At 42.5% G+C, this 23,732-nt stretch carries 27 protein-coding genes and 1 riboswitch; of the genes, 16 read left to right on the forward strand and 11 right to left on the reverse strand.

Features of this window, described 5'->3' with window-relative positions:
* Positions 1-57 precede the first annotated feature (57 nt).
* Complete coding sequence (locus F0342_RS02045) at positions 58-639, reverse strand: DUF6944 family repetitive protein (RefSeq protein ID WP_223145691.1); 582 nt, start codon at positions 637-639, stop codon at positions 58-60.
* Positions 640-826: 187 nt separating this feature from the next.
* Here F0342_RS02045 and F0342_RS02050 point away from each other — a divergent pair, with 187 nt between their 5' ends.
* The 13 genes from F0342_RS02050 to F0342_RS02100 all read left to right on the forward strand — a co-directional run bounded on the left by F0342_RS02050 (position 827) and on the right by F0342_RS02100 (position 10,973).
* On the forward strand, positions 827-2,116 hold the full coding sequence (locus tag F0342_RS02050) for an MDR family MFS transporter (protein WP_149154388.1): 1,290 nt from the start codon (positions 827-829) through the stop codon (positions 2,114-2,116).
* A gap of 297 nt (positions 2,117-2,413) precedes the next feature.
* Entirely contained in the window at positions 2,414-2,542 is a 129-nt protein-coding gene (locus F0342_RS02055) for a DUF2639 domain-containing protein (RefSeq protein WP_149154389.1), read from the forward strand.
* A gap of 218 nt (positions 2,543-2,760) precedes the next feature.
* Positions 2,761-2,862: riboswitch (purine riboswitch) on the forward strand.
* A gap of 137 nt (positions 2,863-2,999) precedes the next feature.
* Complete coding sequence (locus F0342_RS02060; RefSeq protein WP_149154390.1) at positions 3,000-4,193, forward strand: NupC/NupG family nucleoside CNT transporter; 1,194 nt, start codon at positions 3,000-3,002, stop codon at positions 4,191-4,193.
* 91 nt (positions 4,194-4,284) lie between these two features.
* Positions 4,285-4,788 carry an acyl-CoA thioesterase gene (locus F0342_RS02065; protein ID WP_113968670.1) on the forward strand — a complete coding sequence of 168 codons (504 nt, stop codon included), beginning with the start codon at positions 4,285-4,287 and terminating at the stop codon, positions 4,786-4,788.
* Between the two features lie 518 nt (positions 4,789-5,306).
* Positions 5,307-6,287: a BMP family ABC transporter substrate-binding protein gene (locus tag F0342_RS02070; protein ID WP_149154391.1), complete on the forward strand. Its 981-nt coding sequence runs from the start codon at positions 5,307-5,309 to the stop codon at positions 6,285-6,287.
* A 22-nt stretch (positions 6,288-6,309) separates the two neighbouring features.
* The gene (locus tag F0342_RS02075) at positions 6,310-7,968 is read left to right on the forward strand and encodes a methyl-accepting chemotaxis protein (RefSeq protein WP_149154392.1); all 1,659 of its coding nucleotides are present in this window, start codon (positions 6,310-6,312) and stop codon (positions 7,966-7,968) included.
* A 497-nt stretch (positions 7,969-8,465) separates the two neighbouring features.
* Entirely contained in the window at positions 8,466-9,470 is a 1,005-nt protein-coding gene (mreBH, locus tag F0342_RS02080) for a rod-share determining protein MreBH (protein ID WP_034761217.1), read from the forward strand.
* A gap of 142 nt (positions 9,471-9,612) precedes the next feature.
* A complete protein-coding gene (locus F0342_RS02085) occupies positions 9,613-9,783 on the forward strand; it encodes an RNA polymerase sigma factor (RefSeq protein ID WP_188048364.1) in 171 nt (56 codons plus the stop codon).
* Positions 9,784-10,020 carry a sigma factor-like helix-turn-helix DNA-binding protein gene (locus F0342_RS02090; protein ID WP_149154394.1) on the forward strand — a complete coding sequence of 79 codons (237 nt, stop codon included), beginning with the start codon at positions 9,784-9,786 and terminating at the stop codon, positions 10,018-10,020.
* On the forward strand, positions 10,007-10,237 hold the full coding sequence (locus tag F0342_RS02095) for a hypothetical protein (protein WP_149154395.1): 231 nt from the start codon (positions 10,007-10,009) through the stop codon (positions 10,235-10,237). Before F0342_RS02090 ends, F0342_RS02095 begins: the two co-directional genes overlap by 14 nt.
* 28 nt (positions 10,238-10,265) lie before the next feature.
* Positions 10,266-10,406 carry a hypothetical protein gene (locus tag F0342_RS24625; RefSeq protein ID WP_188048365.1) on the forward strand — a complete coding sequence of 47 codons (141 nt, stop codon included), beginning with the start codon at positions 10,266-10,268 and terminating at the stop codon, positions 10,404-10,406.
* Positions 10,407-10,489: 83 nt separating this feature from the next.
* Positions 10,490-10,654, forward strand: a complete 165-nt coding sequence (locus tag F0342_RS24630) for a hypothetical protein (RefSeq protein ID WP_188048366.1) — start codon at positions 10,490-10,492, stop codon at positions 10,652-10,654.
* A gap of 91 nt (positions 10,655-10,745) precedes the next feature.
* A complete protein-coding gene (locus tag F0342_RS02100) occupies positions 10,746-10,973 on the forward strand; it encodes a hypothetical protein (RefSeq protein WP_149154599.1) in 228 nt (75 codons plus the stop codon).
* Between the two features lie 38 nt (positions 10,974-11,011).
* Here F0342_RS02100 and F0342_RS02105 read toward each other — a convergent pair whose 3' ends face one another.
* The 9 genes from F0342_RS02105 to queF form a co-directional block, all read right to left on the reverse strand.
* Positions 11,012-12,091, reverse strand: a complete 1,080-nt coding sequence (locus F0342_RS02105; protein WP_149154396.1) for a nitric oxide synthase oxygenase — start codon at positions 12,089-12,091, stop codon at positions 11,012-11,014.
* 102 nt (positions 12,092-12,193) lie between these two features.
* The gene (locus F0342_RS02110; RefSeq protein ID WP_188048367.1) at positions 12,194-12,709 is read right to left on the reverse strand and encodes a GNAT family N-acetyltransferase; all 516 of its coding nucleotides are present in this window, start codon (positions 12,707-12,709) and stop codon (positions 12,194-12,196) included.
* Between the two features lie 97 nt (positions 12,710-12,806).
* Positions 12,807-13,787, reverse strand: a complete 981-nt coding sequence (locus F0342_RS02115) for an NAD(P)/FAD-dependent oxidoreductase (protein WP_149154398.1) — start codon at positions 13,785-13,787, stop codon at positions 12,807-12,809.
* 88 nt (positions 13,788-13,875) lie between these two features.
* Positions 13,876-15,753: a ribosomal protection-like ABC-F family protein gene (gene abc-f / locus F0342_RS02120; protein ID WP_149154399.1), complete on the reverse strand. Its 1,878-nt coding sequence runs from the start codon at positions 15,751-15,753 to the stop codon at positions 13,876-13,878.
* A 229-nt stretch (positions 15,754-15,982) separates the two neighbouring features.
* Positions 15,983-16,096 (reverse strand): RAxF-45 family protein, encoded by a 114-nt coding sequence (locus F0342_RS25605; protein WP_282137584.1) that lies wholly within the window; start codon positions 16,094-16,096, stop codon positions 15,983-15,985.
* Positions 16,097-16,175: 79 nt separating this feature from the next.
* Positions 16,176-17,813 carry a DUF2339 domain-containing protein gene (locus tag F0342_RS02125; protein WP_149154400.1) on the reverse strand — a complete coding sequence of 546 codons (1,638 nt, stop codon included), beginning with the start codon at positions 17,811-17,813 and terminating at the stop codon, positions 16,176-16,178.
* A 126-nt stretch (positions 17,814-17,939) separates the two neighbouring features.
* Positions 17,940-18,788, reverse strand: a complete 849-nt coding sequence (locus F0342_RS02130; protein WP_149154401.1) for a YitT family protein — start codon at positions 18,786-18,788, stop codon at positions 17,940-17,942.
* A 256-nt stretch (positions 18,789-19,044) separates the two neighbouring features.
* A complete protein-coding gene (locus tag F0342_RS02135) occupies positions 19,045-19,923 on the reverse strand; it encodes an EamA family transporter (protein WP_149154402.1) in 879 nt (292 codons plus the stop codon).
* A gap of 127 nt (positions 19,924-20,050) precedes the next feature.
* The gene (gene queF / locus F0342_RS02140) at positions 20,051-20,548 is read right to left on the reverse strand and encodes a preQ(1) synthase (protein ID WP_149154403.1); all 498 of its coding nucleotides are present in this window, start codon (positions 20,546-20,548) and stop codon (positions 20,051-20,053) included.
* Between the two features lie 347 nt (positions 20,549-20,895).
* Between queF and F0342_RS02145 the strand changes: the two genes are divergently transcribed.
* The 3 genes from F0342_RS02145 (at position 20,896) to F0342_RS02155 (ending at position 22,749) form a co-directional block, all read left to right on the forward strand.
* The gene (locus F0342_RS02145) at positions 20,896-21,546 is read left to right on the forward strand and encodes a cobalamin B12-binding domain-containing protein (protein ID WP_149154404.1); all 651 of its coding nucleotides are present in this window, start codon (positions 20,896-20,898) and stop codon (positions 21,544-21,546) included.
* A gap of 85 nt (positions 21,547-21,631) precedes the next feature.
* Entirely contained in the window at positions 21,632-22,165 is a 534-nt protein-coding gene (locus F0342_RS02150; protein WP_149154405.1) for a hypothetical protein, read from the forward strand.
* Between the two features lie 26 nt (positions 22,166-22,191).
* Entirely contained in the window at positions 22,192-22,749 is a 558-nt protein-coding gene (locus F0342_RS02155; protein ID WP_149154406.1) for a beta-class carbonic anhydrase, read from the forward strand.
* A 152-nt stretch (positions 22,750-22,901) separates the two neighbouring features.
* On the opposite strand, the gene F0342_RS02160 is transcribed toward F0342_RS02155, so the two are convergent.
* On the reverse strand, positions 22,902-23,624 hold the full coding sequence (locus tag F0342_RS02160; protein ID WP_149154407.1) for a 5-formyltetrahydrofolate cyclo-ligase: 723 nt from the start codon (positions 23,622-23,624) through the stop codon (positions 22,902-22,904).
* Between the last annotated feature and the right edge of the window lie 108 nt (positions 23,625-23,732).

A 23,732-nucleotide genomic window follows, 5' to 3' on the forward strand; every position in this document is an offset into this window, starting at 1 on the left:
CCTTTCACTATGATATTAGCTCATTTCCAAACAATTCTCCTCTTTCGGTCAAAAAGCTCACCCATACTGCTTCGTTAACGCAATGGCTGCTATCGTCGCACCAGCTGCCTGGGCATAGCTTCCGAAGGCGGTGATTTGCAACCCGATATCCTCCATTTCCTTTAAAATATATATTTCTCCTATCGCTTCAATTGCTGCACCAAGGGATTGAAGTGAATTTCCGGCTGCAAGAAGATCTGAAAACTCCCGAGTACCCAACGTGGCCCCATAGGCTTCCAGTCCTGCCCCTAGGGATTGGACGGTGTCTCCAAAAATATCAAGGTTCAATCCTTCCACTTCTCTTCCTGCGAATTGGAGTTCAGCTGCTGCAACGTTTGTTACGTTTCCTGAAGCTTGAATCCAATCACCGATCACTCTTATCGTTTCTCCAAACGAACCGTCCGAGAGCTTTTCCGCTCCCACCCCTTGAAGGGCATTTCCTGCCGCTTCAAATCCGTTTCCGATGGAGACCAACCGAAATCCGAGAGGCTCTTGACTATATCGTTCTTCTTGTATGACCATGGTTTCGCCAATTGCTGCAATCACCGTTCCGATCACCTGCGTCCAAGCACCAGTAATTAGGATAAGCCTATCAATCACCTCCACCCACCGTTCCTTTCCCATTCAATACTATTAATGTATTCAGAAAAAAGAAAATGGTATCTTCAGACGTTGCTTAATCATGAGTAAATATTTTGTAAATACCAGTAAATCAGTCTTGTTTATTTTGTCCTATCGAGCTATGATATTCTAGTTCATCTAGCGTTTCATGAGGGGAGGAATATAGATGAGAATTCGGGATTGGGACCGTAATTTAAAGGTCCGGCTGTTTGGGGAAGCAGCGATCAACATTACGTTCTGGATGTTCTTTCCGTTTTTGACGATTTATTTTACAGAGTCATTCGGAAAGCAAACGGCAGGATTATTATTGGTTCTTTCACAGGTATTCGCCGTACTCGCGAATCTGATGGGAGGCTATTGCGCGGATCGCTTTGGGCGTAAGCGAATGATGGTGTTCTCTGCATTCGGACAAGGCTTTGCCTTTTTAATCTTTGGACTTGCCAGTTCGCCTTGGCTCGATTCAGCCATGATCGGCTTTATCTGTTTTAGTTTGGTAGGGGTATTTGGGTCGTTTTATTGGCCGGCAAGTCAGGCGATGGTCGCCGATGTAGTGGATGAAAAGGACCGCAGTCATGTGTTTGCCGTCTTTTACACGTCCATAAATATCGCAGTAGTCGTAGGACCGATACTGGGCGGGATTTTCTATGTTCACTACCGCTTCGAGCTATTAATTGCCGCTGCGCTAATTTGCATGTTCTTAGCTCTTCTTTTATATAAAATGACGAGGGAAACAGCACCTCGAGACACAAGTAAGCTATTAGTGACAGAAGGAAAAAAGAAAGCCTGGCATAGTGTGATATCAGATCAGATGAAGGATTATAGTGTTATTTTTAAAGACAAAACGTTTTTATTATTCATATTAGCAGGGATTCTCGTGGGTCAAACGTTTATGCAACTGGACCTGCTGATTCCCGTATATATTAAAGATGTGATGGATGAAGCCACTCTGTTCAGTTTCGGCGACTGGTCATTGACCCTTGTGAGTGAGCAGGTATTCGGGTTAATTTTATCTGAAAATGGATTCCTGGTTGCCCTTCTTACGGTGGTCATCACGAGATGGATTACGAAATTCCGTGAGCGCAATGTGTTCATCCTATCCTCTGTCATCTACGCCGTTTCAATTTTTATGTTTGGACAAACAAGCTCGGTTTGGATGTTTGTGATTGCCATGGCGGTGTTCACATTCGCAGAGCTCATGACAGCAGGTATCCAGCAAAGCTTCGTTTCAAAGCTTGCACCGGATCATATGCGGGGGCAGTACTTTGCCGCAGCCAGCCTTCGCTTCACAGTCGCGAGAACGATCGCACCTCTATCCATCACTCTCTCACTTTATGTAGGGTATGATTGGACGTTTATCATCCTGGCGATCCTTGCTCTATTGAGTGCGGGACTTTTCTTCATCATGTTCGAGCGCTTTGAAAAAGAAGAACTGGAATTGAAGAAAGCTGTTCAATAAAAAAAGGAATGATCCGCAATGGATCATTCCTTTTCTTTTTACAGTCCTAAACTTAAACCATCATCGTCAGACTATAGCATTGTATTTAGACCAAGGTTGAACTCGATGTCTGAAGAATCTTCATTTTCCACAAAAGAATTTTCAGAAAAGGATGAATCCAAAAAATTCCCTTTACCCCCTTTTTTCATCAAAAATGAGATGTTACAATGTACAACCGTAAGCAATCTTAACGTAGCTCCATAAAGAGCTAGTCGGAGATTCCAATCAATACTAAGCAAAGAAAGGATGTATATTTCAATGCATATCGGAAGCAAAGGCTGGTACGTAGAAAAACTAAAAAAAGCGGGAGTACGCCGCTACGAAGAACGCAAAGTAGAATCCTACAAAAAACACGTTCTTGCAAACCTGTTAGAACGTACAAAATAAGAAGACACAAGAGAGGGACGGACCTCGATTCCTATGACCAGGTCATAGGAATGAAGGTCCGTCCCTCTTTTTTATTTCAGCAGTTTGTAAGAACTATTATTTTTGGAATTTTGTTAAAAATAGTGAAATAGTATCACCACGTTTTTCCATGCATTTCTTTTCAAAAAAACTATTGTGATAGTCTTCAATCGTGTGATAGAGTAGAAAACATATTTCAAATCAACTTCATACGAATTCCTTATATATCTATGGTGATATGGACCATAAGTCTCTACCTGGCAGCCGTAAAGTGCCGGACTATAAGGAAAGTCTTTTCTATATGCTGTTTGTGTATGGAGACTTTCCCTATTTTTTAGAGAATGTCTTCATGCACTTTTTTTATATTTTCGAGAGGTCAGACATCATACGACGTAAACCTGAGGATTCGTTGAAGATTACATGTTGGGGGATTGGTATTGTGAGTTTAGTATATGGCATCTTATCATTACTTGGAGTTCTATTTTTAGCATGGCTGTTGAGCAGCAACCGCTCAAGCATTCAATGGCGCACAATCATCATCGGGATCTGCCTGGAATTCCTTCTTGTCTTGTTTGTATTAAAAGTCCCATTCGGACAAACCATTTTGAAAAAAGCTGCTTTAGGCGTACAGAAAGTCATCGACTACAGTAATGAAGGAATCATGTTCGTGTTCGGGGGATTTTTTGAGAAGGGAACGAACATTTCATTTGTGTTCGCAATCAATGTTCTGGGTGCGATCATCTTTATTTCTGCACTCATTTCGGCTCTTTATTACTTACGAATCATCCCGTTTTTTGTAAAATATATCGGAATCGGGTTGGGTAAAATCCTTGGGACAACAAAGGTTGAGTCGTTTAATGCAATCGGAAATTCCTTTCTTGGTTTGGCGGAGGCTCCCCTTTTGATTAAACCTTATTTAAAAAAACTGACGCGTTCTGAACTTTTTGCCGTTATGGTTGGGGGAACTGCTTCAGCAAGTGGAGCGATATTAATCGGATATTCTCTGATGGGAATCGACATGAAATTCCTCCTTCTATCCGTCTTTAGTGTACCTATCGTCTCTCTTGTGATTGCCAAAATCATCGAACCAGAAACGGAAGATTCCAAGACGAATGGAGATATTTCGTTAGGAAAAACCACTCATACAAACGTATTCGAAGCGATTTCCGAAGGTGCCCTTAGTGGTACACAACTTGCCATCAATATTGGTGGACTGCTCATCGCGTTTATCGGGATTCTTGCTCTCGTCAACGGATTACTCGGTGCTGTTGATATGAGTCTTTCCACGGTCTTCGGTTACCTGTTCTATCCACTGGCACTACTCGTCGGTATTCCAATGGATGAGGCGTTCCGTGCTGCCTCCATCATCGGGACGAAGCTTTCTGTGAATGAATTTGTCGCATACAAAGAACTTTCAGGAATGATGAACGATCTTTCACCCAAAACCGTTGCCATTCTTTCCGTTGCCCTTTGTAACTTTGCGAACCTGTCTTCGATCGGTCAATTGATTGTCGGCTTGGGTTCTTTGGAGCCGACACAACGTCCAATGGTTTCTAAGTTAAGCTTGAAGGCCATCATAGCCGGCACACTGGCGAGCTTCATAACGGCCATTATCATTAGTATATTTCTATAATTTTTTCTCGTGATTATGTTTCTTCCGACCCCCTTTAGTGAATAGTATAAGGTAGCAATCTTTTTTACATTGACAACGGAAGGTGAATTCATTGAGAGAAAAAAAGTTCATGAAAGAAACGAAAACAAGTAAAACGACCCACGTTCTTCCACCCGACACCAACCATCATGGTACATTGTTTGGTGGAAAACTGATGGCCTATATAGATGACGTGGCCTCCATTGCCGCTACCCGTCACGCCCGCAAGCCCGTCGTAACGGCTTCAACAGATTCCGTCGACTTCCTGCAGCCCATCAAAGTCGGGGATGCTGTGACTTTGGAGGCGATGGTCACATATACCGGACGCAGCTCCATGGAAGTTTGTGTGAAGGTCACTTCAGAGGTGCTTTTAACAGGTGAAACCAATGTGGCAGCCATCTCCTTCTTAACCTTTGTTGCTTTAGAAGGCAATAAACCCGCCGTCATTGCGGAAGTCGTCCCGGAAACAGAAGAAGAAAAATGGCTGAACGAAACCGCAAAGAACCGTGCCGAGCACCGTAAAGCACGCAAAAAACATAGTCAGGAACTTGCGGAGTTTTTCCGTAAAGCGTATTGATGAAGGGAGATGCTTGAAGAGAGCATCTCTTTTTTTTTGGGAAGAGTCCGTTCGCCGATATATTTGAATTTCGCCGTTAAAATGGAATTTTCGCCGTTATCCTGGAATCCGTTCTCCTTCCTCTTATTAATCATACGAATAAATTCCTAATCTTAATTAATACGGCGAATTAGCCATTCGCTGATATATATGGAATTCCGCTGATAAACGGTACGATTTCGCTGATATATCGAAAATTCCGCTGATAAAATGTAAATTTCGCTGATATCTTGCGTTCGATATCTAAAACGCTTCTCCTCTACCGTCCAAAATTCAGCCCCTCCCCCTTTCCGATTATATCAATTACGATTCCCGACCAGATAATGGTGAATATCATCCAAATCACACACTCACCCCGTAAACTCCAATCACTCCCACAACACTTTTTTCCCTCCTCCCCTTCAAAATAGGTCCGTCCCTCCGATAATACAGAGGTACGGACATGTGAAATGTCTCAATATTTTTTTGGAGGTAACGGTTTGAAAAAGTTAATCAGCATGTTTCTTCTTGTCATGCTTGTTGTGGCGGGATGTTCCACCACACCCATGACGGAAGAAGCGAGTATAGAAAAGCAGCAGAGTATTGGAATTCTTCTCTCTGACACAGGGCTTGGAGATGGATCGTTTAACGATTCAGCATTTAGAGGATTAGAAAGGGCACGTGATGAATTAGGTATTTTATTTGATTATAGAGAAGCACCGGATGGAAACTTTGAAGAAGCACTTCAGGAGCTTGTCGATCAGAAGCATGAGCTTGTGATCGGCCTTGGATTTTCCATTCAAGATGCGATTGAAAAGGTTGCAAAAGCAAATCCTGACCAGAAATTTCTATTAATAGACGGATTCTCAGATGTGGATAACATTACATCGATTACGTTTAAAGAACATGAAGGCAGCTTCCTTCTAGGTATGGTGGCAGCTATGAAATCAAAAAGTAACACGATTGGTTTCATTAGCGGAGCAGATGTTCCTGTTATTCAACGTTTTGAAAAAGGGTTTGAACAAGGTGCTCAGTACATCAATCCTTCCATAAAGGTATTGAAAGACAACGCCGACAACTTTGGTGACGCTGAGCTTGGCAGGAAAATAGCCGAGAACCAGATGAAACAAGGCGCCGATTTTATTTATCCTGCGGCTGGTTTTACAGGAGTTGGAGCGATTCAGGCTGCGCAAAAAGCAGGCATTTTGTCTGGAGGGGTCGATTCAGATCAATACTTCATTGCCGAAAAATCAGTTGTCACCTCCATGGTCAAAAAAGTGGATAACGCGGTTTTCAACATTACAAAAGAACTCATTTCAAGTCAAAAAATAACTCAACAAGCCTATGAGCTTGGTGTCAAGGAAGATGGAGTGGGATTAGCCCCCATTCGTGTCACTAGCTTGTCTCCTGAAGAAACAAAACAATTAGAAGACGCAAAAAACAAAATCATCACTGGGGACATTACGATAAAATTGCAATAAATCTCATCTAAGGAGTATTCTCATGGCATTAAAAAAACGTTTACTGATTTTGGGACTTATCCCACTGATCCTTTCGACGATAATCATTGGTTACATCGTCTCTCAATTGATTTCTCTTCAAAATTCTGCAAATGAAGATGTACAAGTGCTTCTGGAGACAGAGAAATTGCGGGGAGATCTGGTTGTGGCAAAGCAGGCACTATCCAATTACTCCGTCAATTCAACAGCAGAAAACAAACAAATGGTAGAAGGTATGCTGGAAGAAACTTCTACGCAGATCTCAGATTTGAACAAGCTTTTGACAGTTAAAAATCAGCAAGAAACTCTTTCATCCATCAAGACGAAATTCACAGATTTGAAGACTGCCTCAGATGCAGCTCTCAGCGAAATGAACAAAGCGGAGATCAAGCGCCAGTCGATTCGCATCTCCGGAGTCCTGAACGATATTTATCTATTAACGAACCAAACAAATGATTGGTATCAAAACCTATTAAAAGAAAGCAAGAGGCAAATTGAATTTATTGTATGGGTGTCAGTGATTGGATTCATCTTAACCATCATCCTCTCTATGGCAGCATCTACCTTATTGACACAGCGAATTGTGAAGCCTTTAAACATTATGGTGAATAACGCTGAAAAGATGGCCAATGGTGATTTAACGATTTCAGTTGAATCGGTTAAAGAGAAAAACAGTAAATTTGAAGTGGACAAACTCCAAACGGCTTTTCACCATATGGTTCTGAACCTGCGGAGTACGGTTCAATCCGTCCATGATATCGGATCAAATGTAGAGAAATTCACCCAGGATGTACGCTCACAAATGACGAGTTTGGCAGAAAGCAGCAACCAGGTGGCGGTTTCGACTGAAGAATTGGCAAAAGGAAGTCAATCCATCTCTGAAGACATCCAATCAACGGCTGCCTTAATGTCACTGATGGGTGATGATTTTGCCCAGAATGTGAGACAAAGCGGAGAATCATCCGCTAGCAGTAAAGTGGCATTGGATTCGGTTGAGCATGGTCGCGCATCCTTAAATAAGCAGCAGCAATTTGCCGAAATGATCGCTGAATCTTCTTCATCCATCATGGATTCCATCGAACATTTTGCCCAATATACCGGTGAAATTGAACATGCCTCCCATGCTGTCAGGGAAATTGCCGATCAAACAAATCTCTTAGCACTAAACGCAGCAATCGAAGCAGCCAGAGCCGGGGACGCAGGAAAAGGATTCGCCGTCGTTGCCCAGGAAGTCCGAAAACTGGCAGTAGACTCATCCGTTGCAACAGAGCGAATAGGGAACATGGTCGCAAATATCAAAAATGGCATCCACTCTATTATGGAAGCTTCTCAAAAGGGAAAATCCCTTTCTACTCAGCAAGTGGACTCCATGAGTGTAACAGAGCATGCGTTTAAAGACATCTCAGGAAACGTTTCAACCATTTACGAAAATTTAGTACAACTTGAAAATGGCATGCATGCTTCGAATGAGCGTACCAACCAAGTGATTGCAGCCATTGAAAACATCTCGGCGATCACAGAGGAAACCGCTGCCGGAACTGAAGAAATTTCTTCTTCTACTGAAGAGCAGTTAAGGTACTTCGAACAAATGAATGAACAAGTAGGAAAATTGAACGGAATGACAGCAGAAATGAAAAATGAATTGGAGCGATTTACGCTCTGATAATGGGAAAATGCCTCTTGGTGGGGCATTTTTTCATTTGTTAGAATGATTGTTTTAGACTACGAATCGGTCGTTCGTATTGTGATTCCACCCAAGATAAAAAGGAAATATCCAAATTAGTATTAAAAAAACACGTTAATCTGCTACAAGAGTCCCCTTCCCCTCCATTTTCACCTAAGTCCCATCCCATATGACCACCTGTGGGTCCAGAAAAACCCCTTCACCACCATCCGACTACTCCAAACATCCCTATATATATTACAGAACGTTTAAATTTTTTTAACGAACAAAAAATCAAGGTCCGTCCCTAAATACTATTATAGGTATACAGAAACCCTACATCATACACTTTTACTTTTTTAAAAACGCTTTCACTTCTGTCATACTTTGTAACAATTTGTCGTTGGTAAATATCTCCACCTTCATAACCCTCAAAAATCTCCTATACTGTATAGAAGGTTATACTGTCTAGAATTCTTATAGTTGGAGGAATATTGATGTTATCAAACTCTGAAATTGGTATCGATTTAGGAACTGCAAATATACTTGTTTATAGTAAAAATAAAGGAATTATACTTAATGAACCTTCTGTTGTCGCGATCGACACAGAGAATAAAACGGTATTGGCGGTTGGAACCGAAGCCAAGAGCATGATCGGAAAAACGCCAGGGAAAATCGTGGCTGTACGCCCGCTTAAAGATGGTGTGATTGCCGACTTTGACGTGACAACTGAAATGTTAAAACAAGTGATGAAAAAAGCGAGTAAAAAACTTGGATTCTCTATCCGCAAGCCAACGGTTGTCGTTTGTACGCCTTCTGGTGCAACAAGTGTCGAGAGAAGAGCGATTCAGGATGCCGTGAGAGGAAGCGGCGCGAAATCCGTGACCCTTATTGAAGAACCTGTTGCTGCTGCCATCGGGGCAGACTTGCCTGTAGGAGAGCCTGTTGCCAACGTAATCGTTGATATCGGTGGTGGTACAACGGAAGTAGCAATCATCTCTTATGGTGGCGTTGTTTCTTGTAACACGATCCGTATCGGTGGAGACCAAATGGATGAAGATATCGTTCAGTACGTTCGCAAACGTTACAATCTTCTGATTGGTGAAAGAACGGCTGAATTAGTGAAAATCGAAGTGGGTCAAGCACTGATCGACCATGAAGAAAGAACGATGGATATTCGTGGACGTGATTTGGTTACTGGACTTCCCAAAACGATCGAACTATCATCAAACGAAATTCAGGATGCATTGAAAGAATCTCTTCTTCACATCTTAGAAACAATCCGTGCGACATTGGAAAATTGTCCTCCTGAACTAAGTGGGGATATTGTCGATCGCGGTGTGATTCTGACTGGTGGCGGAGCACTTCTGAACGGACTTCAAGATTGGTTAAGCCAGGAAATCGTCGTACCGGTTCACTTAGCTCCAAATCCGCTAGAATCAGTGGCAATCGGAACAGGACGTTCTCTATCCGTGATTCACAAATTACAAAAAGTAAAATAAGAAGATATCCCCCATTAATTTGGGGGATTTTTTTGTAATCAACTGCAAACTCACCTATTTACCCCACTAACCATTTTTTCAAACATGTGTGATCCAAATTCTTATTTCATTCGTTAGCTTATTATAATTGAGTTCAGCTCCTTTGTTTAGTATCTTTATTGTATTTACATGCCTTGATGCGATCCGCAGACGAAAGAAACATGAGTCTATTGAATATATAGAGAAAGACTCCCTGCAAGTGACCCATGAAACTCCTGCCGACCAGTTGGAATGGAAAGAAAAAGGAGCAGCGATACGGGATTGTATCCAGTAGTTGAAAGAGGATCAGCAAAACATTGTGCAATTATTTTACTTCAAAGGATTGACTCAACAATCCATTGCCGATTCAACTGACATTCCACTTGGGACTGTCAAGGGAAGAATCCGTTTGGGGTTAAAGCATTTACACACGTGTCTTAAAGGGAAGGCGGGTAATCAATTTAAGGATATGTGGTCCAAGCATATCGGATTCTTCGTTGATTATGTAGAAGCAGCAGGTGCTGAAGAATGAAGTAGCGAAAGAGGAAGCCCTTAAGAATCTGGATGGCTATCGTGCAGAATTCACCAAATTCCTTGAAACAGCAGCAGATGGCCGTTTAAAATCTGACGCCCTGGCAGAAAGACTTCAAATACATGTTGAGCAACTGGTGGAGCATTCGACAGCTATGCAGCTGGAGATTACGAAAAATCCTGGGATCAAATCCGTATGGCGTATGAGCATTTGCTGATCAGTTTCCTGACAAATTCAAAGCCAATATGGCTTCTGAAATGCCAAACATCGGTATGGGTGGAACGGCCGGAAACGAATTCCCGTTCGAATTCCTACTTGCAGCCCTGCTGATCATCGCTAGTGGAACCACACTAGGAATGAAAAAATACGCTACACACAAAAAATAATAGGCAAAGATGAGAGGGACGGACCTATTAAGGTCCGTCCCCCAGTGTGAAGATGAAAGGAGTGGCTTCACATAATGTATACTATGAGGGTTGTACTACTTGTGCTTGTACTATTGCCCATTTCTGCTTGTTCTGCTGGATTTAGTTCAAGTTCTCAAGAGGAAAGAGTGGCCACGCAAACAACCGAAAAGCAAGATGAAATACCGAAAGCTCGAATGGCAAGTACCACCACTTCACCTTCCCATTAATAAAAAAACAGCACGGACTCCATCCGTTACTGTTTTTTTATGGATATTTTTACAAGATAGAGAAATCCTATGAGTAAGGAAGGTGAAGATGATGAACGAACAACAGCTTGAAGATCTGTTCAGCTTTTATGGATATGAGGATCTATACAAGCGATTCAAGACGCCTCTTTATGTGACTGGCATTATGGATGATGCAGACGCAGAATTAGTTGAAGATTTCTTGGAGAATTTCACATTCGATGGTCCTGTTTTATTTGATGAATTCAGGTTTTGGTTTCAATATTATGAAGTGTCCAAACGTCCGCCTTTTATGTTTTAAAAAAGCTGCTTTCTGTGCGAAACAGAAAACAGCTCTCCTTAATAAGGTGCATCCTGATAGAAATAATTCGTCGAATTCCACGTATTGTCGTACTCTTTATGAAAGGTATGAGTCGTTGCCGGCGACATAGGCGGTATCAACCATGTCCAATCCCCGGTCACATCACGGTCAGCGCTCTTCTCGTTCTCTTCAAACAAGCGGAACTGCTGGGCAGCCGTATGATGATCCACGATGCTGACTCCATCTTCTTTAAAGGAATGGAGTACGGCGATATTCAACTCGATCAGCGCTTTATCTTTCCACAACGTTGCCGCTCTCGACATATCCAACCCCATACAGCTCGCTACTTTCGGCAAAAGATTATAGCGATTCTCGTCTGCAAGGTTTCGTGCGCCGATTTCCGTTTCCATATACCAGCCGTTAAACGGAGCTGCTTTATATGAGATACCCCCTATTTTTAATTCCATATCACAAATGATCGGAACTCCATACCATTTCAACCCCAAATCCTGGAACCAGTCATATTCAGGGTGGCGTAGAGGGACCTCTAACCTAAGTCGAGCTTCAATCTCTTTCCACTGTGGAGGTCCGTCCCCGATTTGCACGACGAAAGGCAGGACATCAAAGTCCGTCCCCTGCCCTTTCCAGCCAAGCTCCTCGCATTTCTTAGTAAAATCGATGGAATGGGGGTCTCCTGCATACTGCCCATCCTCCACATAGCCAGCATATCTGATCAATTGATGATTCCATAATCGGATGTCAGGCTGCTGAGGCTGAGACGGTCTGAAGATGGTAATCGTAGGACGGATTCTACCATTATTGGATGCATAGTCGAGATGGCGCTCTAACGCACCGAAAACCTCTTCTTCAGTGAAGGCATCACGTGCGTCAAACACGTTCAGCGAATTCCAGAACAACCGGCCAATACAGCGATTGCTGTTTCTCCACGCCATCTTTGCTCCGTGCACAAGCTCTTCTGTCGTATGAGAATAGGTCCCTTCTGTTCTTAGTTCATCTTCTATTTGTTGTAAGCGAAGCATCTTGTCTGAATCGCTTTTATTTAATTCTTGATAACATTGCTCAATGAAGGCCCTCGCCTCATCCAAAATCTGTGTCAATATAATCGCTTCCCAACTATCTTATTCAGCGCATACTGTAACTTCAAGTATACCATTCATCCTATACTCTTTTCCTTGGTACATTTGAACAAGGATTGAATCTTAAAGCGCCCACGCTTTCTCATAGCAGCGATATTCCTGGTGCCCCTCTGGTTTAGAAGTGAAGTAGACTGATCCCCGGTACTCATAACCCATTTTTTCATAAAGATAATTGGCTCCCGTGTTTCTTGAATATGCATCTAACCGGATGCTCCCGAACCCTCTTTCACGAGCGATATCTTCACACTTCTCCATGAATACTTTACCCAATCCTTTTCCCTGCTGAAGTGGATCAAGAAACAATGCATGAATCACCCACTCGTTCGCAAATCTCCACGGAATCTCGGACCATTCTGGGGACTGCCATTCATTCAGTGTCGCGGATCCTGCTATTTTTTCATCTATCATGAATACATAAAGATTTCCATTTATCATTTCTTTTTCAAAATATGCACGGCTTGGGTAGTGATCATTCCATTGAAGTAATCCCTTTTCATCCAGATCCTTTTTACATCTCAAGTAAACGTCCATAATGGTGTTGAGATGGTCAGGGTTCGCTTGCTTTAGTTGTATGTTCATTTTATTTCCTCTTCTTATCATTGAATTTATGTACTCCTCTAGTGTTTCTTGATGATATGGTGGTTATACTGGACCCCCACAATCAACCCTTCACGAATCATGAGAGTGGTGACCCCTTCAGCTTTCCTGCCACTCTCTCTCCGGCTGAAATCCCAGATAAATATGCACTTTCAAACCGTGTTCGTCCCGCTTCATCATTTTCTCTTAAAAAAGCATCTCCACAAACGATCACCCGCAAATTCCTTCCAAGTTCCACATAAGGAGAGTGAACAACTTCTTCTGCCTCAGCATATTTCCAACGTTTCAATTGAGTATGTACTAGTTGATTTCCCTCTCCAAGATGAAGCTCTGCAACCTTCTGAATTTCACCCAAAATGGTGTCATCCTCAAGGTCAAAGCGCTTCTTCGACCAGGTCCCCGTCATATACACACTCACCGTTACAGTAGAAGAAATTCCTTTCTTGTGATGATCTGCCACCCGTTCAACTCCCGGGGGCAATTGTTCGTCCTTATGTCCCGGCGCAGGTACGATGCTTTCCTGTTCAAAGGTGAACATACCAACGAAACAAGGAGCGAACGTGATGTGCTTTAGCTCCTTGCTTTCGATCTTAGGTAGCAATGTAAGGGCTTGAGGTACTGGTGCCGTTACGATGATATGTTCCCCAAGGATCTTCTCACCATTATCCAATTCCACCTCCAGAGGTCCGTCCCTCCCATCAAGGATGGAGGAGACTTTCGTATTGAGCTCTACAGGAAGTTCTTCGGCCAGTTTTTTAGCCAGGGCGTTCATTCCATCGACTGAGGTGTAGCGAGGGTAGGGATCGCCAAACCACTTTTTGATCCAGCCTGACTGGAGCCAATTCTCAACGTCTGTTTGAAGTTCTGGGGATCGCACCGTGAAGAATTGCGCACCGTGATCCGCTTTTCCGCCTTGGATCCGCCTTGTGGCAAGTCTCCCTCCGACACTTCTACTCTTTTCAATGACGATGATATCCGTTATACCGCTATCCATTAACGTTTTGGCAGCCATGATTCCTGACAGGCCGCCTCCGATGATGATCACTTCTTTTTTCGACATTCACTCTCACCCTCTCTTTTTTCCCATTATACAAAGGTCATTGGAAATAATGGAAGGGAGATGACTTCAGCGTCATCTCCCTTCTACACTAACCCATTAATTTTTCTAACTCTTGATACATTTTGTCTCGAGTCTGCTCTTTCTCTTCTTTTTCCTTATAAAGTTCCTGAAGGATGTCTATGTCTCCTTGTGAAAGAAGCAGCTCTTCAATGGAAAAAATCTCTTCCTCAACCCGTTCTAGCTCAGCTTCCACCTCTTCCATCGTCCGCGACGGTTTTTTCGGGGCAGCTTTCGCGGGTGCTTCTTTTTTCACAACGGCTGCAGACACTTCCTGTGGAACCAGCTCAGGAAGCTTTTCTTTTGCCCAGCTATAGGGTCCATCAAAGAAATAGAGCTCCCCTTTATGAATCCAGTACGTTTTCTTAAATAACTTATTTAAAAAGTACCGATCATGAGATACAGCCAGGATCGTGCCTTTAAAGTCCTCCAGAGCATCCTCCAACACTTCTCTTGAATCAATATCCAGATGGTTCGTCGGCTCATCAAGGACAAGGAAGTTTATGTCCTGATGCATCAATTGGGCAAGGCGAAGTCTCATCTTCTCCCCTCCGCTCAACTGGCCAACTTTCCTGAACACATTCGGTCCATAAAATAAAAACCTGGCGAGAATATGCCGCGCATCCCCCTCTGTCACGGGAACCTCTTCCCGGAACGCATCAATCAAACGAACACTTGGATCCGCCACCGTAAAGTGCTGAGAAAGATAACCTAATTTCACATTGCTTCCGATTTTCACAACACCTGCATCGGCGGTCTCTACTCCCAGCAGTATTCTTATAATCGTTGATTTACCGGTTCCATTCTGTCCGACAATCGCGGTACGATCCTTGAAATGGACGAGGAGATCGGCGTCACTGAACAAGCTTTTGTCTCCATAAGACTTTGAAGCACCATCCATGGAAAACACGATTTTCCCGCTTCGATCCGTTTCTTCAAACTCCAAGCCCATCTTCTTGCGGTCCAGAACCGGGCGCTTGATCTTCTCCATCCGTTCTAACGCTCTCTCCATATTACGTGCCCGTTTATGCAAAGCTTCATTAGGCGGATTGGCCTGATTCGCCCATTCCCTTAACCGTTTGATCGCTTCCTTCATTTTCTTTATTTTCTTCTGCTGCTCCTGATAGGCTTGAAATTCGATCATCAGACGTTCTTCCTTTTCCTTCACGAAACCGGAGTAATTCGTATGATAAATCGTCAAATCTCCGTCCTCTAAGTCATACACTTTCGTAATCACGTTATCGAGAAAATAACGATCATGTGAAATACATACGACTGTGCCCTCATACTCTTTCAAAAATTCCTCCAGCCACTCAACGGCTCCGATATCCAGGTGGTTCGTCGGTTCATCAAGAAGCAGGAGATCAGGCTTTTGCAATAGAATCAAGCCTAAACAAAGCTTCGTTTGTTCCCCGCCGCTGCAGTCATTGAAGTCCTTATCCACCAATTCACGGATATCCAATCCATTGACGATCTTTGAAATATTGGAATCAATTTCATATCCACCGGCAAGGGTGAATCGGTCCTGAATTTTGCCGTACTCCTCTAATAAACGATTGAGGGAGTCAGCATCTTGCTCCGTCCCCATTTGAAATTCCAATTCTTTTAATCTCTCTCCGGTCTTGATTAAACCGGAAAACGCAGAGCGTAAAACGTCGATTCCTTTTGTCCCTTCCGAATAGTGAGGAATTTGAGCAAGGTAGCCTACCTTGGCTCCCTTCTTTAAATGAACGAGACCTTTATCAGGGGATTCGACTCCTGATAATAATTTAAAAATCGTCGTCTTTCCCGTCCCATTTCTGCCAACGAGACCGATTCTAGCTCTTTCCGGGATTTCAAAGGATAACTCCTCAAATATTAAATGGCCTCCAAACATCTTGCTTAATTCCTGTGCACTGCATAGTATCATTTTCCTCTTCCTTTCGGTCATCTATTTTAAGGTAAGAGGTTCCGTTATGATCACAAAAAAGCCATGAGGAAGCAGAAGGCTCGTCCATGGCTAATCGAAATGGGATTGTACCGCACATTCCCCTTTTATAAAAGAAGGCATAAAAAAAGAGAGCGAAAACGCCCCCATTTTCCGATTCTTTATAGAAAAGTGATTGGAATTGAGACCTCTTACCGTTCAGTATTCATATTCATTTGCTAAAAAAGGGCATACGTGTCCCCTTGAAGGCAAATACATGAAAAATTGCACGGCAAATGTAAATATAGTCTAAATACTTCCCACGCAATCCTACAGAACGATTCATCTCAATTCCACCTCCTTTTCCATTTCACGTTAGTTAATACCACCATTATATAATTATTCTGAAAGCTTTTGCAATGTGTTTATTTCTTTTTATATAAAATTCTTGAAAGCACAAGACCGATCACTCCGATTGGAATCAGGATCATGGCACGGATCGTGAAATCCAGGAACACCAGATCTGCCAGGAAGAATTTCACCAATGCCAGAGCTAAAAAGCTGATCCCCACCCAGCGATAAAAGGTGTCCCTCCTGCTTTCACCGAATATGAGATAAGCAATGGACAGAGCCGCAATCGCTACGGTGAAGGCGGTTGTTCGCGGGGTATAATCCCAGCCGATTACAATGAAATCCGTCAAACGTAATACGAAGAACATCACAAGCCCTGTCAACACGACTTGAATCGATGTTGTCGACACGTTTAAGAAAGAGGACTCTTTTTGATTGTAATGGGAAAACAGATACACATACCCAAAAGCGATTACAAAAATCGGCAGTTCAATCGTAAAGAAATCAGCGGATGCACCTACCAGTACTCCGAGGAACGAACACATCATCAAAAGAATGGAAGCGATCAAACCAAGATAGCTTTCCCTTCTTCCTGCAAGCCATAAAAGGGCAGTAGCCTGAATGCCGACTAAGACAAAACGCCAATCGTATTCGAATAGTTCAAATAAGAAGAGGAGTACATGCAGGAACCCTAAGACCAGCAGGACATCCTTTGTTTGTTTCTTTTCCTTCGGTTCAATGAACGATACGCCGATATACACCAAAGCGAAAGTCACATAATAAAAGAGTGGGATCGCTGCGTAAATATCATTCAATAATCCAAGAAGGATGAATGAGCCTGATACTAGAGCTGGAATCATTTCGGCACTCACCCGCTCATCGCGGCCCAGCACAATTAACAGTAAAATATAGGCGTGCTGAATCGCAAATGGAATCAGAACGGTCAGGGTCATCGCCCCTACTCCAAAGGCCGCAAAGAAAAACAATGAGAAATAAAGTAAATAATAATGAATATTCCAGGCAATCCGGTATCGTTTCACCGTACTGAACGTCATTAACACAAAGAACATTACTAACTCATATCCGTAAAACAACCACTCATTCCGTTCGTCCCCTGCGAAAATAAAAGGAAACAGATACGCTCCTGCCCCGATCAAGCACAGGACAACTTCAGAACCATGTTTATGCGAAGTCCAAAGTCCGACAGAAATAATGACGATTAATAGTAGATTCGTGATGAGTCCACCTATATATCCATACAAAATATTTGCTGAGAATAACGTAATAATCGCTAGGACGATGCTCCCCGATAGCAGTGTGATGGATAATTTCCTCTGATCCCGGCTATACCGTTCCCCTAAGAAATACATCACGATACTGATGACAGCTCCCGTTAACACCCTTAAACCGGGCGTAACCCAGCCATTTTGAGAAGCAGCCATAAAGCCCCAGATACTCCCTATCAATAGGACAAATAGAAACACTTTCGGAAGCCAGCGCTCCACTGAGAAATCGAATGGTTCTTTTTCGATGAATGGCTCATTTTCCTCAGCAGAGAATTGATTTTCAGGTTCTGCATACACTTCTGCTTTTTGAATAACAGGCGCGTCACTTTCGCTCTTCGCTTGTATCAACTGCCTTTTCACCAGGTATAATTCTTTTTCCAGAGTGCTGACTTTCCGTTCCAGGCGTTCAAACTCTTCTTTCTCCATATTTCCACCCCCTACCTTCTATTTATACAGGAATAATGGAATATTTTCCTTTATTTTCTGGAAATTAGAACAATATTTTTTTACATAGAAAAAGCTCCACCTTCTTGAGAGGTGAAGCTTTTGTTTCTATGCCAGTCGTTTGAAGTTTTGACCGAGTATTTCATTCATCGTATGGACCGTGATAAAGGCACGATTGTCGACTTGGGTGATGAACCCTTTTAACTTGGAAAAGTCCTTGCGACCAAGGATGGTCGTGATGACTTCCTTTTCGTCGGAAGTGAAGGCTCCCGTTGCCGTATGAATCGTCGCTCCTTTTCCCAGTTCATGGACGATATAAGACTTGATCTCATCGCTGTACCTGCTTATGATCACAATCTCTTTATTTGAATTGAATTGTTGCAATGCATAATCGATGACCAGTCCGTTCAGGATGACACCGAAGAATGCATACATTCCGACTTGCGGTCCGAATAGTACGGCTGAGGACATGGCGATTGATAAATCTGCCAGTAAAACACCTCTGCCTACATCTATATTGAAATATTTATTAAAGATCAGGGCCACGATATCCGTTCCACCCGTTGATGCCTGCTGGTTGAACACAATCGCCATACCGGTTGCGGCAATGCATTGACCGATAATCAATTGAATCAAAATATCTTCACTTAATGGCGCACTCATGGGAGCAAATCTCTCTAATAACCAAACATAGAATGAAAGGGCGAAACTTGCGTAAATGGTTTTCGCACCGAAATTAAAGCCGAGAAAGATCACACCGACGATAAATAACACGATATTGATCATGATCATGAACAGTCCAAGGGAAAGCCCCGGAAACAGATCGTTCATGATGATCGACAATCCACTTACTCCCCCTGTCGCTAAATTATTAGGCGATAAGAAAAAATGGACATTCACTGAAACAAGAAATGCACCAAGATTCATCATTAAGAAGGAAAATATTCTTTGTCGCATCACCGCAACCTCCTTTTTCTTTAAAATTTTTTTGGTTTTCCGTAAATAGTTGAACAACGGGATTATAAAGCCCATCAAGACCCTTTGTAAAGGGAATCCGGTCAAAAAAATAAGGTTTAATAATTGTGAAAATTGGAAGGGTTTGCAGATGTGATGAGGATGGGGTTTTGGTTTAATGGGGGAAAAATTGGGGTAAGGTAGGATTTTTAGCTTTCAACTCAAAAAAGCTCCCTTCACCAAGGAAGAGAGCTTTCGTTCACCCAAATTGTTTCCGATTCCGAACAGGTCCTATATGAAATTGAGGAATGGCAATCCCGATCAAGATCAGCAGGATGCCAATAAACTGCAATAATACCACTTGTTCATGGAGAATCCACATGGCTGCGAGTATAGCAGTCGGAAGTTCCGCTGCTCCCACAATCGTCGAGAGACTCGAATCGAGGTGTGGAGTACCGATCGCGAAAAAGACGACGGGAAAGATACTTCCGAAGATGCCGACGAGTAGTCCAAAGTCAGCCATTTCAACAATCTGAACAGGTTCCTGAATGAAAGAAGGACGAAACGCAATGAGGACTACAAGTAAACCGCCAAGGGTAATCATCATGCTCTTTTGAATCGTGGGCACTTCTTTTGCCACCTTGCCGCTGAAGAAGATAAACAGGGCAAATGTGATGGCTGCAAAGAAACCGAAGAGAATTCCCATCCCATTTTCAGACCATCTGAAACGTTCAGAAGAAATGACCCCTCCTGCAAGCAAGGTTCCCATCCAAAGAAACACAACGGAAAGGAGCTTCTTATTGGAAGGGAATTTTTTTAAATAAATCGATTCAATCAAAACACCGATCCATGTGAATTGGAACAGCATGACAACCGCAATGGAAGCAGGAACCTCATGAAGGCTGAAGCTGAGAAGGATTCCGCCCCCGAAGAGCGAGACCCAATGCGTCTTAGTCATCCTTATTTTTTTAGTAAAAAGAAAGGCCAGGAATAACATAGCCACTCCAAATAAATACTGTATACCCGTTACATCTGACACAGAGTAGCCTTCAGCAAATCCGAGCTTCACGACAGAAGCATGAATCCCATAAGAACTTGCTCCAATTAGCACACAAAGAGATGCGTTTATCGGCTTCATCCCGCTCCCCCCTTTTACTATCTCTTTCGCAAGTATAATCCCGGAATTTTATTTCGGCAATAGAAATATTCGCTTATCGTTAAACAAAAAAAGAACGATTCCTTTAAGCAGAATCGCCCTTCCCATCTTATCGGTTATCAATCTTTTCAGGATACAAATCATGGTTCATCAAGCGGTGGTCTGCCATCGTTTCGTATTTCGTACCTGGCTTTCCGTAGTTACAGTATGGATCAATGCTGATTCCGCCCCGTGGAGTGAACTTCCCCCACACTTCTATATAGCGAGGATCCATTAATTCGATCAGGTCGTTCATGATGATGTTCATGCAGTCTTCGTGGAAATCACCATGATTTCTAAAGCTGAATAGATAGAGCTTGAGTGATTTACTTTCCACCATCATTTCACCTGGTATATAGCTGATATAGATGGTAGCGAAGTCCGGCTGACCTGTTTTCGGGCAGAGACTTGTGAATTCAGGACAGTTGAACTTCACAAAATAGTCCCGATTTGGGTGCTTATTGTCGAACGCTTCCAAAATGTGTGGAGCATACTCGAACAGGTAATTCGTTCCCTGATTTCCTAATAATGATAGATCTGTTAAATCTTCGTCTTTTCTTCCTGACATGTAAAAAATCCTCCCCTTCAGAGTGCCTCGAATGAAGGAGGACATAGCATTAGCCTAAGAATCGGAGTAACAGGCAGTTAAATTGCAAAAATTGTACTATCCTGTTACGCTTAAAGGATAACATGTTTAAGAAAATCTCATGTTAGATTCATAGAACCATAGTTTTTTATAGAGGGTTAATGCTATGAACCTCTCTCAGTTACTTAAGCGACAATTTGTGTTACAGAGGTTATATTAAATAAGAATATAGGGAAAGTCAATCGAATTATAGAATGAAATTTGTAGCAGGAATTTCAATTCTATCTATTGAAAATAGCAATTGGTATTTTTGCTGGGAGTGATCATAAATGAATCAGCTGGTCCAGGCTTTCACCAAGTCTATTCTCGCGGGAGACGTGCATTCATTAATGGAATTACATTCGTCTTCTATTCACTCAAAAATAGATAATTTTACTTTATACGAGAAAATTATTAAACCATCTATGTATAGAATCGGTGATCTTTGGGAGAAAAATCAAATTACCGTTGCAGATGAGCATTTAGCTACTGCAACTCTTAAATATTTACTCGCTACCGTCTTTACCCATCAAGAAGCTTTGGAAAACCATCCTAAAGCTCTTTTATTTTGTATAGAGGGTGAACATCACAGTTTAGGACTTGAGCTTGCGAACGAAGTGTTCAAAGAGAAACAATGGAATACCCGTTACTTGGGAGCAAATGTCCCTGTTAAGGATGCCTTAACATTTATTGAAGCGTGGGAGCCCCATGTCATTGGGATTTCCATCGGCATGACAACGGAACTGACTCGATTGAAAGAGTGTATCGAAGAGATTAGAGAGTATAGTCAGGAGATTGAAATTCTAGTTGGCGGCCGATTGATTTCTAACTACACCCTGGATTTTCTGGAAAAATCACAGGTAGAAAGCTTTAATGACTTGTTAGAGCTCGATGAGTATCTTACGGATATGTCTGAACAGCTTGTTTCCCAAAAAGGCTAGCTCCTTCATCATATTTGCCAAACTTAATAAGGTTCAACTGAATGTTATCCCACATGAACCTCCTCTAATAGTGAGGAACGGGGCAATGACGTCCATTAACCTTTCCCAAGGGAGTGATCATGTGGAAAACCTGCATTTATGCCCGATTCCTTATCTACTATTGGATAGGCAATTTAATTTAATGGATGCTTCTAATTCGGGTTATGACTTTTTAAAGCCCGGAGAAAACTTCATGTCTATAGTAGAAGGCGAAAGCTCGCCAAAGTTCGCACGGATTATTCATAAGAATTCCTCCGGTGAAATGGAAGTGAATCTGAAGAAAAATGATTCATTCGAGCTGTTTGATATATTCTATCAGTTTTCAGATATGCAACAATATTTCCATGTTGCCGTCATTTCTAAAGATTTTCAATACAAGAAAGTGTCGGAACAAATGAATGGCTTATTTGATCTCATGGGTAAGTCCACGTATCCACGAAAAGAACCTAATTTGACAGAAGTACTGGCTAAAGTGTCTTCTCTTTATTTGAAGCTTTCTAATACTTCTGATTGGAATCGACAAGAAATTATGGATAAAATAAAAGAGATAGAAAATCACCTTCAGCATAATGTGAAGTGATAATAAATTTTATAGGAGAAGACAATATGACTTTATTAACGAACATACTTGATTACAACCAGCAGTTTGTACAAGAACACTCGTACGAAGAGTACAGAACAACCAAGTTTCCAGACAAACGATTAGTCATTCTTACTTGTATGGATACCCGTTTAGTAGAGCTTCTGCCTAAATCCATGAACATGAAAAATGGCGACGTAAAAATCGTCAAGAATGCCGGTGCCCTCGTGAGTCACCCATTCGGTAGTATCATGCGCAGCCTGCTCGTTGCGGTGTATGAGCTTCAAGCCGACGAAGTACTCGTAATTGGTCACCACGACTGCGGCATGAGCGCCATCAACAGTCACAAAATCTTGGAAAAAATGAAAGAACGAGGTGTGGCGGAAGAAACACTCGGCACCGTCAACTACTCCGGCATTGACCTCCATGACTGGCTGAAAGGCTTCAGCTCAGTAGAAGAAAGTGTCTCCCATAGCGTAGACATGATCAAAAATCATCCGTTAATGGATAAAAAGATTCCTGTACACGGACTGGTCATCAGCCCTGAAACAGGAAAGCTGGATTTGGTTGTAGAAGGATACTAAAAAAGCCTTGACCAATTCTGTCTACCAGCATAACCTCCCCCTGAAGGTGTTACTCCTTCAGGGGGTTTTTTACGGTACTTTGAGGGACGGACCTCAAAAATCAACAATATTTACTAGCTAATCCCTATCATATCAATGTTTATGAGATTTAACTAGAGGTCCGTCCCTCTAGAGAACCCCTTCAATTCCTTCAGGATCGGCATCTTTTCCATTTCGTCCCCGGTTACGTAGTCCCATTCGATGCCTTGTGGTTTTGGGTATGGAGTGTGGGTTTCTGTGATACCTTCTTCGGTGATGATCCAGTCGACGGCCAGGTCAAAGGAATTTCTTGGGATGTCGTCCACTACAAGCTGCTCACTGTTTATAGTCGTGAGGACAGGCACTGGGTTGTTACCAATTTCACGCAGGATGGCGTATTCACGATCGGCATAGCCTTCTCCTTTTCCAAGTCTTCGTCCATCACGATGAATCGCAACGGAACCGACTACGATTAGGTCAATAGGAGGTATACCTGTGAGAGGTACGACTTTACCATATGTATTCATATGTTTGATGCTGGCTGCCTTTCTCTCTTCTCCCCGGGGCACCCATTCAGGCTTGATCATGACAAATCCGTCCTTTAAGCGCGGTGTTGGAATGAGCAAGGTTTTCCCGTCCTTCAACACATTTGCGCGCAGTGGAAGCTGAGGTGCATCTGGATTTACTTTTATCACATGAGCACCCTTGTAAATATCCATACTCTGAACATAAGAGGCAGCCTTCTCTGCCCCTTTGAAGTTCGGAATCCTGCCTACTAACGGAAATGGAAAACGGCCTAATTTATTCTCCGTCAGCCTATTCCATACCTTATGCCTGATTTCATCTTTTTCATTCATACTTTTTCCTCCCCTTTTTTAAAGAAAACATGGAAACAGGTACTAATTTCCGGAATCTTACGGAAAAATCAACTCAGAATTAAAACCATTCAACATCATTATACATAG

This window comes from Bacillus sp. CH30_1T (assembly GCF_008364765.1).
Taxonomy (GTDB): Bacteria; Bacillota; Bacilli; order Bacillales; family Bacillaceae_B; genus Rossellomorea.

Bases quoted from the DNA above. Each gene is read 5' to 3' on its own strand.
- F0342_RS02050 (WP_149154388.1), top strand. From the start codon at position 827: ATGAGAATTCGGGATTGGGACCGTAATTTAAAGGTCCGGCTGTTTGGG.
- F0342_RS02055 (WP_149154389.1), top strand. From the start codon at position 2,414: ATGCATATCGGAAGCAAAGGCTGGTACGTAGAAAAACTAAAAAAAGCG.
- F0342_RS02075 (WP_149154392.1), top strand. From the start codon at position 6,310: ATGGCATTAAAAAAACGTTTACTGATTTTGGGACTTATCCCACTGATC.
- mreBH (WP_034761217.1), top strand. From the start codon at position 8,466: ATGTTATCAAACTCTGAAATTGGTATCGATTTAGGAACTGCAAATATA.
- F0342_RS24625 (WP_188048365.1), top strand. From the start codon at position 10,266: ATGGCTTCTGAAATGCCAAACATCGGTATGGGTGGAACGGCCGGAAAC.
- F0342_RS24630 (WP_188048366.1), top strand. From the start codon at position 10,490: ATGAGGGTTGTACTACTTGTGCTTGTACTATTGCCCATTTCTGCTTGT.
- F0342_RS02100 (WP_149154599.1), top strand. From the start codon at position 10,746: ATGAACGAACAACAGCTTGAAGATCTGTTCAGCTTTTATGGATATGAG.
- F0342_RS02110 (WP_188048367.1), bottom strand. From the start codon at position 12,709: ATGAACATACAACTAAAGCAAGCGAACCCTGACCATCTCAACACCATT.
- F0342_RS02115 (WP_149154398.1), bottom strand. From the start codon at position 13,787: ATGTCGAAAAAAGAAGTGATCATCATCGGAGGCGGCCTGTCAGGAATC.
- abc-f (WP_149154399.1), bottom strand. From the start codon at position 15,753: ATGATACTATGCAGTGCACAGGAATTAAGCAAGATGTTTGGAGGCCAT.
- F0342_RS25605 (WP_282137584.1), bottom strand. From the start codon at position 16,096: ATGAATCGTTCTGTAGGATTGCGTGGGAAGTATTTAGACTATATTTAC.
- F0342_RS02125 (WP_149154400.1), bottom strand. From the start codon at position 17,813: ATGGAGAAAGAAGAGTTTGAACGCCTGGAACGGAAAGTCAGCACTCTG.
- F0342_RS02130 (WP_149154401.1), bottom strand. From the start codon at position 18,788: ATGCGACAAAGAATATTTTCCTTCTTAATGATGAATCTTGGTGCATTT.
- F0342_RS02135 (WP_149154402.1), bottom strand. From the start codon at position 19,923: ATGAAGCCGATAAACGCATCTCTTTGTGTGCTAATTGGAGCAAGTTCT.
- queF (WP_149154403.1), bottom strand. From the start codon at position 20,548: ATGTCAGGAAGAAAAGACGAAGATTTAACAGATCTATCATTATTAGGA.
- F0342_RS02145 (WP_149154404.1), top strand. From the start codon at position 20,896: ATGAATCAGCTGGTCCAGGCTTTCACCAAGTCTATTCTCGCGGGAGAC.
- F0342_RS02150 (WP_149154405.1), top strand. From the start codon at position 21,632: ATGACGTCCATTAACCTTTCCCAAGGGAGTGATCATGTGGAAAACCTG.
- F0342_RS02155 (WP_149154406.1), top strand. From the start codon at position 22,192: ATGACTTTATTAACGAACATACTTGATTACAACCAGCAGTTTGTACAA.
- F0342_RS02160 (WP_149154407.1), bottom strand. From the start codon at position 23,624: ATGAATGAAAAAGATGAAATCAGGCATAAGGTATGGAATAGGCTGACG.